Origin of the sequence: Treponema denticola, assembly GCF_024181605.1 — a bacterium.
GTDB lineage: Bacteria > Spirochaetota > Spirochaetia > Treponematales > Treponemataceae > Treponema_B > Treponema_B denticola_B.
Window position 1 is genome coordinate 2,365,793 of the sequence record NZ_CP054477.1, and the last position, 14,404, is coordinate 2,380,196.

Here is a 14,404-nt window from a genome sequence, read left to right on the forward strand (position 1 = left end):
TTTTGGGACCGCTCATTGTGGAGCATCAAGGCTTAACATGGTTAAGCCTTTTTTGTTAATTACTCAAAATTATAGCTTATTTTTTTCTACCTGTCCACAATTTATATTGAATTATTTGAGTTATCACTTGCTTCCCATAACTTTTCACTAAATGCTTGCTTAATTTGGCGTTTTAGGGTATAATACCATCCATATATGATGCGCGGATCAAAAGGTTCTGACAGTAAAGAAAGACTCCCCTCCCCTGAAGACATTTTAAAACAGGTCTTCGGATATGACGAATTCAGACCATTCCAAAAAGAAATTATAGATGGTGTTCTCCAAAAAAAAGATGTCCTTGCGGTGATGCCTACAGGCGGAGGAAAATCTCTATGCTATCAGGTTCCGGCCCTTATTTTTGAAGGGGTAACCATAGTAGTTTCCCCCCTTATTTCCCTTATGCATGACCAGATTTGCGGTTTGGAAACTATCGGTGTTGAGGCGGTTGCCTTAAACAGCTCCTTGGATTGGGAAAAATATGCCGATAATATCCGCCGTATAAAAAACGGAGAAGTAAAAATCCTCTATGCTGCTCCTGAAACTCTGGTCAGTGACCGATGTAAAGAGCTTCTTTCTTCAATAAAAGTGGATTGTCTTACAATAGATGAAGCTCACTGCATTTCGGAATGGGGCCATGATTTTAGACCGGAATATAGGCAGTTGGCTGAAATACGCAAGCTATTAAAAGAATCGGTCTGTCTTGCCATAACGGCAACAGCAACCGAAAAGGTGCGCTCGGATATAAAAAAAATGCTAAAGCTCAAAACTCCAAAGGAATTTATTGCCGGTTTTAACCGCAAAAATATTTTTTTGGAAGTTAAAGAAAAGCAAAAGCCTTTTGAACAAGCCTCGGAATTTCTAAAAGAACATAGGGGCGAAAGCGGAATTATTTACTGTTTTTCCCGCAAACAGGCGGATACCTTGGCTGTTCAATTATCGGTTTTAGGCTATAATGCAAAACCCTATCACGCGGGACTATCAGACGAGCTTAGGCAAAAAACTCAAAACGATTTTATCAATGACGATATAGAAATAATTGTAGCAACCGTAGCCTTCGGCATGGGAATAAATAAGCCTAATGTAAGGTTCGTTATTCATTTTGATTTGCCCAAAAGCATTGAACAGTATTATCAAGAAATAGGCAGGGCGGGCAGAGACGGAAATCCGGCTTATGCTCTTTTACTTTTTTCGGCGGCCGACATTTTTAAGCTTAAATTCTTGATGCAGGATAAATCTCCCGATGAGGTCAAAAAGGCCGAAGCAATGCTTTCCGCTATTAGTAATTATGCACAAGCAAACAGCTGCCGACGGCGGGCGATTTTAAAATATTTCGGCGAAAATATATCCGAAGGAAAATTAAAAGAAATACAGGGCGAAACACCTTGCTGTGATTTTTGTTCAAGAGAAAAAATAGAAAAAACCGATTTGACCGTTCCTGTGCAGAAATTTTTATCCTGCGTTGTCAGAACCGGATGCCGCTTTGGTGCTAGCTATATAATCGATGTTCTTTTAGGATCAAAGCAAAAACGAATACTTGAAAACAAGCATAATGATCTTTCCGTCTGGGGAATCGGCACGGAATTCAATAGAGAAGGCTGGTTTAATCTTGTCCGTGTCTTATTGGCGGAAGACTATCTTATCAAAGATGAAGACTACTCGGTATTGTCGCTTACTCCAAAAGCAAAAGAAGAACTTCAAGCCCGAACAAGTATTATGCTTCCTTTTAATTATGAAAAAGACAATTCTGCTAAAAAAGAAGTAAAAGAAAAATCAAAACCTCAAACATCTGAAAATACTTTAGATGACCGCGGTAAGGCAATAGTGAACGCTCTAAAACAAAAACGCAGAGAACTTGCCGATGAAGCAAGGGTTCCTGCCTATGTTATTTTTTCGGATAAGACCATCTTTGATTTGGGTGTAAAAAAACCCTCAACAATTGCCGAGTTTGATAATATCTTCGGAATAGGAAAAGCAAAAAAAGACAAATACGGGGATATTATTTTAAAGACAATTTCATCTGCCCGTAAAAATAAAAAGGGATAGGTTTAAGTATTAAAGAAATAATATTAAATCCACTTATTTACAATTTGTACTCACTAGAAATTTTCATGTTTTTACTTTACATGAACAAAGAGTATTTACATAACTTCTGCTTAACCTGCATTTGAGGCTTGTTCGCAATGTCAGGTTGAAGCGGGTGTTAGAAATATTTTTTACTTACTAATAATGTAATAAGCAAAATCAATTGCACTTCTATTTAATTGATATTCCCAGTTTTCAGGTAGATAATCATTTTTAATAATGATCCGCTCTTGCCAATCAAGTAATGAAATATCACTATTCTCCTTTGAATTACTACTTATTGAATTTGAAAAAAATACCCCTGTAATATTATAGTATCGCTTTTTTAGCTCATATATCATTTCACTTATTACTTTATTATCTAAATGTGAAGACAGAATAGATATATCATTTTGAATAAAATACTGTGCGAAATAGTTTTCAACTGATCCATAATCCACATGTTTTTCTTGATAACTACGATTCATTAAAAACAATCGTTTATACCGGTTTAAACTGCTTGTATTATTAATTTCGAGATCTTTATTACAATCTAGTCTTTCGTATTGTTGCCCAGTTAGTATGGAAGAAACATTTTTCTGAAAGGTTGTTTTTCCAGTATTATTATTTCCTATTAGTATATAAGCACATTTTTTTTGCATATTACCCCTTCCGTTGAATATATTCAAATTCTTCCCATGTATTAAAACCAATAGGGCGTTTAGGTTCTTCCGGATTGTCTCTTTTCATTTTAACTAACAGGATGCTTATTTGACTTATATGTTGAATTAATTCAACTGGTAAACCGTCATCAGTAATTCCATAGAATCTTATTAATGATGGATTCCAATACCCTATATTTTTTATGTGAAATGTTACCTTTTGTCCAAAGCTAACAAGTTGTGCTCCAGCTTCATATTCAGCATCAAGTTCTTTATGGAAATTATTAATCATTGTTATCAAGCGATAATGAAATTCACTTGCTAAATTTGGATTTGTTGGAACTGATAATGGAAGATCAAATAAATGTGGTGAAATATTCAATGAATCTAATTCCATGTTTTCTCCTTATTCTCTTTCTGCGACTTGCAGAGTCTTTCCAACACATATTAAACATGTCTTCATAAATATACCCCAAAAAATCATCTTTTTCAAGCCCTTAACCTAATAATTTTAGATATTTTTTTGTAATTAGACATATCATCTTCGCAGTCTTAGCGCCCTTTGCGGTTAAACATTGCAACTTCTCAAATTTCTCCATATCCGACTGGATTTTTCACAAAAAAAGATGTATAATTATCTTATGAAGAAAATACAGAAAACTTTATTTATATTGATATATATTTTTTTAGTGGTAACTGCGGGATTTTCAGTAAACAAAACATGGACAGGAACTGTAAGCGTTGATTGGCACACATCCGGCAACTGGTTGCCTTCGGGAGTACCGATCGCTGGAGACAATGTAACTATAAATACTTTGTCAAATCCTCCTAAAATTAGTGCAAATGCCGTTGCAAATTCACTTACAATTAGTTCAGGTTCTCTTACCATAACGGGAAATACAAGCCTAATCCTTTCCGGCAATTTCACACGTAACGGAGGAACATTTAGTGCAGGGCCTAACACCACCGTAATATTTAACGGCAGCAACTCTACCATAGGAGGGTTCATACCAACAAGCTTTGCTAACCTTACTGTTGCTACAAGCGGGACGGTAAAGCTTGATCAGGCTATAACGGTAGGAGGGACTTTTACAAACAGTGGAAATTTTAATACAAACCAGAAAAATGTAACCTTCAATGGGGCGGTCATAAATAATGGTACTTTTAAAACCTACATACCGATGCAGCCTGCAGCTAATAGTCAATTGACCTTCAAACAAAATTTTGATAATAACGGAAGCTTTACTGCCGATAGTAGAAACACCGCAATCTTTCAAGGACAAAACTCCAAAATAACAGGGACAGGCAGTTCGGAAACGCTGTTTGGGAATCTGACGGTAGCTGCAAATCCTGCAAAGTTAGAACTTGAAAAAAATATTAAGATTGCCGGCACATTTACACAAAACGGTAAGTTTCTAGTAAATGATAATACAACCGTAACTTTTACAGGGCCGAATTCCAAAATAGCAGGTTATTCGGAACCAACATTTTTTAATTTGACAATAGCAAGCGGTACATTGAAACTTGATCGGACAACTGTCAAAATCAAGGGAGCTTTCACAAATGATGGGGCATTCACTCATAATAATAAAACAGTCATATTCAACGGGCTGACTTCCAAAATAGCCGGAAATACGGAAACCAAGTTTTATAATTTGACGGTAGATGCCAATAAAATTTTACATCTTGAGCAACACATTATTATTGCCGCTTTCTTGGAGAACGGAGGGATTTTCAAAGCACAAGGAAAGACAGTAACATTAAATCCGGCGGGAACTGATATAAAGATTAAGGGAAAGAATACAGCAACCGATACGGAATTTGCTGCGATATCGTGTTTGGGAGCCGGCGGAAAAAAGCTCACAATAGACGGAAAAATCATGGTAGCTAACCTGAAGATAGGCGGAGCATCAGAGGTAAATAAATTAACGGTTCAAGGCGGGGCATCCTCCGAAATAACTCTGTCTTCTTCCAATCAAACTCCCGATCCGGGCACAAAAAAAGGCTATTACTTAAATGTAAACACGGATATCCCTATAGCAGACGGGAAAACCTATTATGTTGCTGAGAGCGTCTTGGGAAATCCAAATCCGAAAAACTGGGAACATATGTCTTCCACATGGAAAACTAATGCAACAACCACAAATTGGAATACTGCGTCAAACTGGACGCCCGAAGTAGTTCCGGCTGCCGGGTGGCCGGTCATAATTCCCGCAGGAGGAATTAAGTATCCCAAACTTACAACGAACGTATCTGCAAAATCCGTTAGGCTGAACGGTGAGCTGGATTTAGCAGATTATGTTATAAATGATACATCAAATACTGCTCCTCTCACAAACAACGGTCTACTAAAAATGACTGGTACAGCAGGCAGTCCTACAAACCAAAAAGATTGGCTTGAAAGCTCTAATACCAACGATCTTATTACTCACATTACCGGCTCCAAAATTGAGTATTATAGCAACACGAATAATTCTGTCTGGGATGGTCCTTATAAAAATCTGATCTTGGGAGAAAATAGAGCAATCTTAACAGCCAATGATTTAAAAGTAACAGGGACTTTAACCGTTGCCTCTACTGCAAGTAATCTGGTAGCAATTAATGCAGCTACCCAAACTTATGACGGTCATATAAACTTACAAAAGAATACGACTTTTAGCTCAACCGGCGCAAATGGAACGATGTTTAATGGCTCGGTTTCAACTTCGGGAATCGATATAGGCTTCAGTGGAAACGGTCGTATTCAGACGAAGGATATTACCGCAAAAGATATCATCGTAAACGCCGGAGCTGACACATGGACTTCATCAGGGACAATTACTGCACAAAATATTATCGTTCAGAGGACATGGACTTCTACAGGAAATGTTACCGCAAACGGTTCCATTACGGCAAATGGCTGGACAGCTAAAAACGTAAGTCTTAAAGGCGACCTTACCGTCGCAAGATTTAATCAAACAGACGGAGCTCTTACCTTTAATGGCACGGCTGAGCAGAAGCTTAATTTTATCGGTGCCGGCAATAAAAACATATTCAATCTTACAATCCATACCGGAGCAAAGGTAAAATTACTTTCTCCTGTTACCATTGTAAGAAACATTACCAATGGCGGAACCTTTAATGCCGACACATATACAGTAACACTGGGTAATAATAATAGTCATACAATTACAGGGACTTCATACGGCGATGATACAAAAAAGACAGAATTCCATAACTTGGAATGTACAGGAGCGGCCGGAAAAACTCTTACGATAAACGGAAAAATTACCGTAAAAAATGCACTTAAACTTTCAGGAACAGCAGCAAATAACACCGGCCGCTTAATAGTCAACGGGTCAGGACAAATATCTCTAAAAACAGATCATAACAGTCATACTGATATTTCACGGCAATTTCTAAAAATTGATACTCGAAATCTAGAAGTTTTAGAAAAGCCTTATGTTGTTAACCAAAGTGTAGATCATAACGGTAAGCCCAAAAGTTACAACGGCTGGATATTTTATAAAAATCCTGCTGATATCAGCATTAAAAACTCACTTGCCAAACCTAGACACGAGTATATTTACCTTTTATTTAGCGATACAAGTTATATGAGTCGCGAAGAATTCAAATTTATAGCTAACGATACTAATATTAATCCTAAATTAGAAATCACAGGCGGCAGTACTACTTATACATCAGATTTGCAGGATGTTTCTCCCGCCAACACAGCAGAGACACTATGGAAAATTAAGCTTGATAAAAATATTAAAGCTGATGATATTCTTGATCCCTCTTGTCAGATAGTTTTAAATTATTTCGGTACACCTAAAACCAAACCCCATATCTCTGACATCGGAATCGACATGGTAGAAACATTGACAGCTTCTAACTCGATAGTTTTGCGTCACTTTAATGCTTATGATGAAGAGCCGGCCTTACCTACACTTGATGTTAGAGTCCTCGCCGAAAAAAAAGCACTTTCTTCCAATATAAAATTACACTTTTTCTCCAAAGAGCCTCCTCCAGAGTATAAATTTTGGCATCCCGATACTATACCATCACCACCCGGCTCTTTTGCGAATCCTCAGGTAGGCACAACAAATTATTCTCCTACATTGAATGGAAACCTTATGACCTTTATCATTCCGTCAACCGATCCTCACTTAAAAGAAGGAAAGGTAGGGCAATTTATGTACGTCTATAATAATTGGCTTCCTTGTGCGCGCTTAAAAGATCCAGACGACATCCTTTCCTTTGATGTCTGGAATTTTAACATTGTAGGGGTACAAATGCAAAAGGGCGGCGTGTCAATCTTTGACAATGTTGTAAATCCTCACAAGGGTCAGTCTGCCACAATAGCTGCACACCTAAAAAAACCGGGTATGCTTACAATTCAGATTATGACCTTGGACGGCAACATAGTGCGCACTTTAACCCGTTCTCACCACAATGCAGGTGACCACTTTTATCTATGGGACGGAAGAAACAATGGCGGAAATCCCGTTGCAAGCGGTATGTATTTTGTAAGAATTGCCGGCCCCGAAATTGACGAAGTGAGAAAAATTCTGATTATTAAATAAAAAAAGGCCTAAAGAACGGCAGTTTAGACTGCCGTTTTCTAAGCCCTAAAAAATCAATTTTTAAACTTTTTTAATTATAAAAACAAACAGGATTTATCTGTATTTATTTTGCAAATCTCTCGCCGAATTCTTTACACTTATCTTTTCCGGCGGCAGTGGGTGCATCATAGATAATCAAGCCTTCTTCAAATAAGTCGGCTCCCTTATCCTTAGACCTTGCTTCCCAGTTCCTCATCCATTCGCCGCCCGAACCTTCACCGGCCCATTCATATGAACCGAACAAGGCAATTTTTTTGCCGGACAATTTTCCTTCAATAGAAGCAAAGAAGGGTTCAAATTCATCCGGCTCAAGCTCTTCGGCTCCCATAGCGGGGCATCCGAATGCAATCTTGTCATAATCATCAATGCTTTTTGATCCGAATTCCGAAACGGTAAAAAGAGAAGCGTCTGCTCCGCCGGCCTTTAAACCTTCAAGAACGGATTCAGCCATTGACTGAGTATTTCCCGTTCCGCTCCAATAAATAACAGCAATTTTTGCCATAAAAAACCTCCAATGGTTAAAAATTAATTAAAGATTAAGCACTTAACAAATCGTAAAGCCTTAAGCCCTTTTCTATCTGCAAAGCAAAATGCTTTTTGCATTCATTATATTGCTCAAAGGTTTCGGCTGCTTTTTCAGCATCGGCATAAACCTTCCAATAGCCCGAAAAAATACAACCTTCTCCATTCCGTCTGTAATATTCCAAAACATCGTACACCGGATAACCCAAAAAAAGCCCTATCTCATGCGGAAAAGAGCAGCATCTCTTACAATGCCTGTCTGCCTGCGAGCTGTGCATTCTGGACGCTAAAAGATTTAGCATATCTTCCAAACTCATCCCCGGCTCATACCCGAACATTAATAAAGCAGCTTGTACCCTTTCTTCTTTAATCAAAGCCTCAAGAGCATCTTTTTTATACAGAAGAATCTGTACACCCCGTTCACAGGCACACAACACTTTTAGGAAGAACCCCTTAGCTTCAAGCAAATCCTTATCAAGCAAAAAAAACTGCTTAAAATACTCTGCCGAAATAGAAAATAAATTTGAGGGTTTAATCCCTGCCAAACAGGGGGCGCAAGAATAAGCTAAATTGTACTCGATGTTAGCAATACTCAACATAAACCTATTTAAGCACAGATTTTAAATAATGTCAACTATTGCTTACTAAATATTTATCAAATTATAGACTTAATATTTTAAATTTTACTATTTATTACAAACAATTTCTATAATAATTATGAAAGGGGAAAAATTTTTCTCTTTTAAATAATTTTATTGGAGCAAAAAATGAAAAAATTGTTTAAACTAACCCTCCGCAACGACTACGCTTTTAAGCGCGTATTCGGAGTAGAGGAAAACAAAGATGTACTACAGGATTTATTGGAGTGTATACTGGATATTCCGCCTGAGGATATCGCAGGTTTAGAGCTCTTGGATAAGGAGTTCCATAAAGAGCTTTTAAGTGAAAAGCTGGGAGTCTTGGACATCAAGTTAAGACTAAACGACGGAACCTTTGTTGATATTGAAATTCAAAACAGTTGGCATTTTGATTTTCCTGAAAGGACCCTGTATTATTGGTCTAAAATGTATAACGAAAACATAAAACAAGGTCAAGACTATACAAAACTGCCAAAGTGTATTACAATAAACTTGATAGGAAAAGGCTTTGATAAAAATAAGCGTTTGCACAATAAGTATCTTGTTCTTGAACAAGACACAAAAGAGCCTTTAGCTTCAAAACTTGAAATTCATATATTGAACCTTGAAAAGGCAAGACTCTTAAAAGAAGGTCAATATAAAGATTATAAAGCTAAACGCTTATTAAATTGGCTTAAATTTATCGAAACTGATGACAGGGAGGTGAGGGAAATGTTAGAACAAGAATCGCCGATGATGAGAAAGGCAAATACAACGATAGAAATAATGGAAATGAGTCCTAGAGATAAATGGCTTTATGAGTCCCGTATGAAATATGAACATGACAGGGCTTCATGTATAAGTGAAGGTTATCGGCAGGGTATTGAAAAAGGTCTTCAACAAGGCTTTGCCGATGGTTCTTACCAAAAAGCCCTTGAAACGGCTAAGGCTTTTAAGCAGTTCGGCTTTGATATCAATAAAATAGCCGAAGGAACAGGGCTTCCTGTTGAAGAAATAGAAGCCCTATAAGAATAACCCTTTACCGCAGTTAAATTACAGCTCAACCTTTTTATTAAATAACCAACTTGTAGCTGCAAAAAAACCGGCTGAAATAAGCATGGTCATAATTATTGTAACCAAATGAACCGGCATCGGCTGGATATTTACAAAGGCATCATATTGGGAAGACATAAGTCTTAGGTCTATGTATTGCACAAGATCCCACCTTGTACTTAAATAAGTTCCTAAGGCTATTATTCGTTCAAAAATTAAGATAAAAAGAATTACTGCAATAATTTGAGCTGCCATCTTTTTTCTTATAAAAGAACGCGTCAGAGCCTTAACAAACATAAAAGCCGTTCCCACAAGTAAAAATGATGAAACCAATAATAAAACGCCGTAAAGAAAGGGAAGAAAATTCTGTGCAAATATTTGATAGAATATATCTCCCAAAACCGATATAAGATTTTGTCCGGCAGTTCCATAAAAAACGGCTTGCTGGGCTCCTATTATTATAAAAAATATACATGCAATCAGAGCATATATTAAATATTCCACAAAACCTGCGAGAATCCGGCCTCCCAATATGGCTTCGCTTCTGATAGGGATGGTAAGCATAAGGTAGTTAGTGTCCTTGTACAAAAGCTCATCTATGTGCCCGTTGCTGCATGTAAAAAACATTACGAGTGGTATAAAGGCAAGGGCAAAAAAAGTTAAGCCAAGCCAAAGATTTCCCGTTGTTCCCATTGTCCCAAGAGGAGTTTTAAAAATACCTAATAGAACCATTGAACCGATCGCCAATACGGCCATAGTTCCGCTTAAAATCAAAATAGTATTCAGCCTTCGCCTTATTTCATATTTAAAAATTCTTCCCATTTTATGCTCCAAAAACATCAAGATAGATTTGATAAATAGATTTGCCTCTTGTGGTACGCAAATCTTCAGCATCGCCTTCCAAAACAATCTCGCCATCTTTTAAAAAGGCTACGTCGTTAAACACATGCTCTATATCCGAAACCAGATGAGTTGTTATTAGGATTGCACTTTCTTCGGTCCATGTTTTGATTATAGTTTTAATAATCTGCTCTCTGGCTACAGGGTCGGTGCCGCCCAGCGGTTCATCCAAAATATACAGTTTTGAAGCCCTCGAAAAGGTAAGGCTTAAATTAAGTTTTTCAATCATACCCTTCGACATAGTTTTTACGGTCTGTTTAGGTTCCAGCTTCATAAATTTAAGCATTTCCAAGGCCTTGTTTTTATCAAAATCTTCAAAAAAATCGGCATAGAAATTAATGGCATCTTCCGAAGTCATCCAAGGATACACGACATTTTTATCCGGCAAAAAGGCTACAATCTTTTTTGTATCTATGCCGAATTCTTTTCCGCATACCTTAAAATTGCCGGAGGTCGGTTTTATAAGTCCTGCAATTATTTTTAAAAAGGTTGTTTTTCCCGAACCGTTCGGCCCCAAAAGACCGTAGATTCTTCCGCTTTCTACCTTGAGACTGACATCATAAAGAGCAGTTTTTTTTCCCAAGTATGTTTTTTTTAGGTGTTCCGTTTCAAGTATTGTATTCATTTTTTTCTCCAAAAAAATTATTATAGCTTTGCTTTTATAGACTCAATTATTTGCTCATCAGAAAACTTCAGATTTCTCAAGCCTTCGATAGCCGGCAAGATAATCTGACCTGCCATCTCTTCCGTCAATTTTCCTACCAAATTGGGCTCATTTACAACAAAACTGCCTAGGCCGCGTTTCGATTCAGTGATACCTTCACCTTCAAGCTGTTTGTATACCCTGAATATCGTATTAGGGTTTACATCCATCTCAACGGACATATCGCTCATTGAAGGAATTTTATCCCCCGGTTTAAGCTCGCCATAGACAATCTTACATTTGATTTTTTCAACTATTTGTAAATATATCGGGCGATTTTGATCATATATAACTTTCACAAAAAAGAACCTCCGCAAAGTTTGAGTAAAACGACTCTTCTATCTGTCTATAATACTATAATTGCTAAATTGTGTCAAGGCCTTTTAAAACATCGTCTGTTTTTTGGAAGGTCTGAATCATTCTATCCGAAAAATTCACAACGGTTGTGTAGACCTGATTTGTTTTTATGTTTATATCGTTAAAGGCCTTATCCAGATCCTCGCTGCTCTTTGCCATAAACGAAATATTTTTTACCACCTCAATTACCGTTTTTCCTATGCCGGCAGAGCTTTCAACCGAGGCAGTGGCCAAGCGTCCCAACTCTTCGGCTACAACGGCAAATCCCTTTCCGGCATCTCCTGCATGGGCGGCTTCTATGGCGGCATTCATACTAAGCATCTTTGTCTGCTCGGCAATACCGGCTATTACCTCCGCCATTTCCTGTATATCCGCAATGCTCTGGTTTATATGGACAATTTTTTCGTAAGTAGACTTAAAGAGCTTATGCCCGCCCTGGAATGTATCAACAAGTTCCTGTGCAGCCTGAGCATCTTCTTGGGCTTCGGCAGCTTCCATCTGTATATCGCTCAAAAATAATTTTACCGTTTCGCATTTCTCGCTCTTTTTTTCATCGCCTTGCTTCAAAGACTCTTGCAGCTCCTTATACGATGAACCCAGTTCATTATATTTTGTTTGTAGTTCATTATAAGCGCCGTTTAACTCATCAGACATTTCTTTTAATTCTTTATAATCGTTTTGAAGCTTGAGATAAACCGGTGAACTTTCTATAGAAATATTTGATTCTCCGATGCGGACAGAGGCAGTTTCGGTATAAGAGCTTTGTCCCATAATCGGCTGCCGGATACTTTTGTCGGATATCTCGGCCATTGCATTGCTTATAGTAGCAGAGCTTATCGAATCAGCTTTTAGCGGAGCGGCACTGCCTGAAAAGGTACTTACTGAGGAGACATTTACCGAAGTGTTGCTTATCGAAGAAGTGTTCGGCGAAGCGGTGTTTAGCGCAGCGGTACTTACCGAAGCGGAACTTTGTACAGACAATATCTTATCCGCAGGCCTATCGGAAGAAGACCTCTGTCCCTCGGTTTTAGGCCCGACATGAAGTCGGAGCTTTGCTTTTTTAGCTCTTTCTCTTTCTATATAAAGTTTGTATATAACCGAAGAAACAAACCATGTTAAAAATACGCCTATACCCCAGGCTAAAACAATCAATAAGACGGCAAGAGTTTTGGATTTTTTTTCCTGTTTTGTAAATCCTTCCTTATATTCCTTTTTAAGCCTTTCAAAACTGTTTTGTACGGCATCGAATTCCTTTAACACAGGCAAAAAAGTTTTTGCCGAAGAATCTCCGGTAAGTTCAAATTCCTGCCTCCAAGAGTCTATGCTTTTAAAAAGTTTATCATTCGAGCTCTCATAATCATTGTATGCAAACCTTAAGTTAGAATCGTTTTTGTCGGCAGCTGAAAGTTTTTTTAAATTTTCAAAAGAATTGGCCGTTTCTTTTATCCTTGCTTTAAGGTTTTGAACCGAAAATTCCCCATCCTTGCATGCAGTTCTATACATATCCGCTTTTAAACTCGCAAGATAAAACCTGTACTCAAGCAGATAATCCGTCTTGAGTTGAAAATCCGACGAAGGTTTTGCAGCAATAAAAAAAGCCGCTCCTCCTATCCCTATCGCCAAAGCAATACCGCACAAAGCAAAAACAATTTTTATGTAGTTTTTCATTCCAAGGTCCTTTACATAATCCTTAAATACCCATACATTAGAAGTATGAAAATTTTGCATACCGCCGATCTGCATTTGGGGAAAAGCCTATATGAATCTCCCCAGATAGAAAGACAGAAAAAAATGCTCGATGATATTCATAAAATTCTTCTAAAAGACGATTATGCAGCCCTTATTATTGCAGGCGATATCTACGACCGTTCTATTCCTCCTGCAGAATATGTAGCTCTCTTCGATTCATTTTTATCCGCCGTCCATAAGGATTGTCCCAATACAGCCGTGTTTATCATACCCGGAAACCATGACTCCGCCGAAAGGCTCTCCTTCGGCTCTAAAATCTTAAGTTCGAGTAATATCCACATTGCTGCAGACATCGGCAAATTATGCTCGCCTATCATTATAGCACAAAATGGAGAAAAAGTTCAATTTTTTTTAATGCCTTTTTTACATTTAGGCTCATTTTCCGAAGAAAATTCGGAGTTAAAGTTGACATCTCAGTCCGAGATGGCTCAAGAAGCCTCCCGCCGCTTAAAAGAAGCCGTAGATACCTCAATGCCTTCGGTCTTGGCAGCCCATATTTTTACCCTAAACGGAGAAAGCTCCTCCTCTGAAAGAGCTTTTTTAGGCACTGCGGAATATGTTTCGCCCGCTCTATTCGATTTTTTTACCTATACGGCCTTGGGACACTTACACAAAATGCAGAAAATTACCGACAGAATGTACTATTCCGGAGCCCCCCTTACATACGCCTTTGATGAATGTTCAACCGAAAAGGTTGTGCTATCCGTAGATATAGACTGTAAAACGCAAGGCTTCCCGGTAAGGGTCGAAAAAATTCCGATTAGCCCATTGCGGAAGATGAGCCGTTTAGAGGGCAGCTTTTTCGACTTTTTTAATACGGACAAATTCGATGCATATAAAGACGATTTTTTAGAAATAAATCTTACAGGTTCTGCTGTTATTCAAAGCCCTATGAGCCTTTTGCAGCAAAAATTTCCCTATCTTTTAAACCTGCATCAAGAAGCCGTCGCCGCCGAATTAAAAGACGAGGAGCAAATTCATATATTAAAAAAGAACATTGAAGACGAAGGTGTCATCTTCGAAAACTTTATGCTTTTTGAAAAGGCCATAGATGAAGAGCCCTCCGCAAAAAAACAGGAGCTTTTCAAAAGCCTTTGCAGAGAGCAGTTTACATAAGAAGACATTACCGGAGGAATA

The 14,404-nt window shown here is 38.0% G+C and carries 12 protein-coding genes; 4 read left to right on the top strand and 8 right to left on the bottom strand.

Features of this window, described 5'->3' with window-relative positions; all coding sequences use genetic code 11:
- Positions 1 to 195: 195 nt before the first annotated feature.
- Positions 196 to 2,082, top strand: a complete 1,887-nt coding sequence (gene recQ / locus E4N80_RS11100; RefSeq protein ID WP_253699262.1) for a DNA helicase RecQ — start codon at positions 196 to 198, stop codon at positions 2,080 to 2,082.
- 170 nt (positions 2,083 to 2,252) lie between these two features.
- Here the strand turns inward: recQ and E4N80_RS11105 are convergent, their stop codons facing one another.
- Together E4N80_RS11105 and E4N80_RS11110 are read right to left on the bottom strand one after the other, a co-directional pair.
- Positions 2,253 to 2,762 (bottom strand): hypothetical protein, encoded by a 510-nt coding sequence (locus E4N80_RS11105; RefSeq protein WP_253699263.1) that lies wholly within the window; start codon positions 2,760 to 2,762, stop codon positions 2,253 to 2,255.
- A gap of 1 nt (position 2,763) precedes the next feature.
- Positions 2,764 to 3,159, bottom strand: coding sequence for a DUF6173 family protein (locus E4N80_RS11110; RefSeq protein WP_253699264.1), 396 nt, complete (start codon positions 3,157 to 3,159; stop codon positions 2,764 to 2,766).
- Between the two features lie 244 nt (positions 3,160 to 3,403).
- Here E4N80_RS11110 and E4N80_RS11115 point away from each other — a divergent pair, with 244 nt between their 5' ends.
- The gene (locus tag E4N80_RS11115) at positions 3,404 to 7,327 is read left to right on the top strand and encodes a DUF8693 domain-containing protein (RefSeq protein ID WP_253699265.1); all 3,924 of its coding nucleotides are present in this window, start codon (positions 3,404 to 3,406) and stop codon (positions 7,325 to 7,327) included.
- A 103-nt stretch (positions 7,328 to 7,430) separates the two neighbouring features.
- Here E4N80_RS11115 and E4N80_RS11120 read toward each other — a convergent pair whose 3' ends face one another.
- Both E4N80_RS11120 and E4N80_RS11125 read right to left on the bottom strand, forming a co-directional pair.
- Positions 7,431 to 7,868, bottom strand: coding sequence for a flavodoxin (locus tag E4N80_RS11120; RefSeq protein ID WP_253683009.1), 438 nt, complete (start codon positions 7,866 to 7,868; stop codon positions 7,431 to 7,433).
- 34 nt (positions 7,869 to 7,902) lie between these two features.
- A complete protein-coding gene (locus tag E4N80_RS11125; protein ID WP_253699266.1) occupies positions 7,903 to 8,487 on the bottom strand; it encodes a DUF3793 family protein in 585 nt (194 codons plus the stop codon).
- A gap of 168 nt (positions 8,488 to 8,655) precedes the next feature.
- On the opposite strand from E4N80_RS11125, the gene E4N80_RS11130 reads away from it, so the two are divergent.
- A complete protein-coding gene (locus tag E4N80_RS11130) occupies positions 8,656 to 9,534 on the top strand; it encodes an Rpn family recombination-promoting nuclease/putative transposase (RefSeq protein WP_253699267.1) in 879 nt (292 codons plus the stop codon).
- A gap of 24 nt (positions 9,535 to 9,558) precedes the next feature.
- On the opposite strand, the gene E4N80_RS11135 is transcribed toward E4N80_RS11130, so the two are convergent.
- The 4 genes from E4N80_RS11135 to E4N80_RS11150 all read right to left on the bottom strand — a co-directional run bounded on the left by E4N80_RS11135 (position 9,559) and on the right by E4N80_RS11150 (position 13,186).
- Positions 9,559 to 10,380 carry a hypothetical protein gene (locus E4N80_RS11135; protein ID WP_253699268.1) on the bottom strand — a complete coding sequence of 274 codons (822 nt, stop codon included), beginning with the start codon at positions 10,378 to 10,380 and terminating at the stop codon, positions 9,559 to 9,561.
- A 1-nt stretch (position 10,381) separates the two neighbouring features.
- Entirely contained in the window at positions 10,382 to 11,083 is a 702-nt protein-coding gene (locus E4N80_RS11140) for an ABC transporter ATP-binding protein (RefSeq protein WP_253699269.1), read from the bottom strand.
- 20 nt (positions 11,084 to 11,103) lie between these two features.
- Positions 11,104 to 11,460 (bottom strand): GntR family transcriptional regulator, encoded by a 357-nt coding sequence (locus E4N80_RS11145; protein ID WP_010693897.1) that lies wholly within the window; start codon positions 11,458 to 11,460, stop codon positions 11,104 to 11,106.
- 64 nt (positions 11,461 to 11,524) lie between these two features.
- Entirely contained in the window at positions 11,525 to 13,186 is a 1,662-nt protein-coding gene (locus E4N80_RS11150; protein WP_366797304.1) for a methyl-accepting chemotaxis protein, read from the bottom strand.
- Between the two features lie 45 nt (positions 13,187 to 13,231).
- On the opposite strand from E4N80_RS11150, the gene sbcD reads away from it, so the two are divergent.
- Positions 13,232 to 14,383 (top strand): exonuclease subunit SbcD, encoded by a 1,152-nt coding sequence (gene sbcD, locus E4N80_RS11155; protein WP_253699271.1) that lies wholly within the window; start codon positions 13,232 to 13,234, stop codon positions 14,381 to 14,383.
- Positions 14,384 to 14,404: the final 21 nt, after the last annotated feature.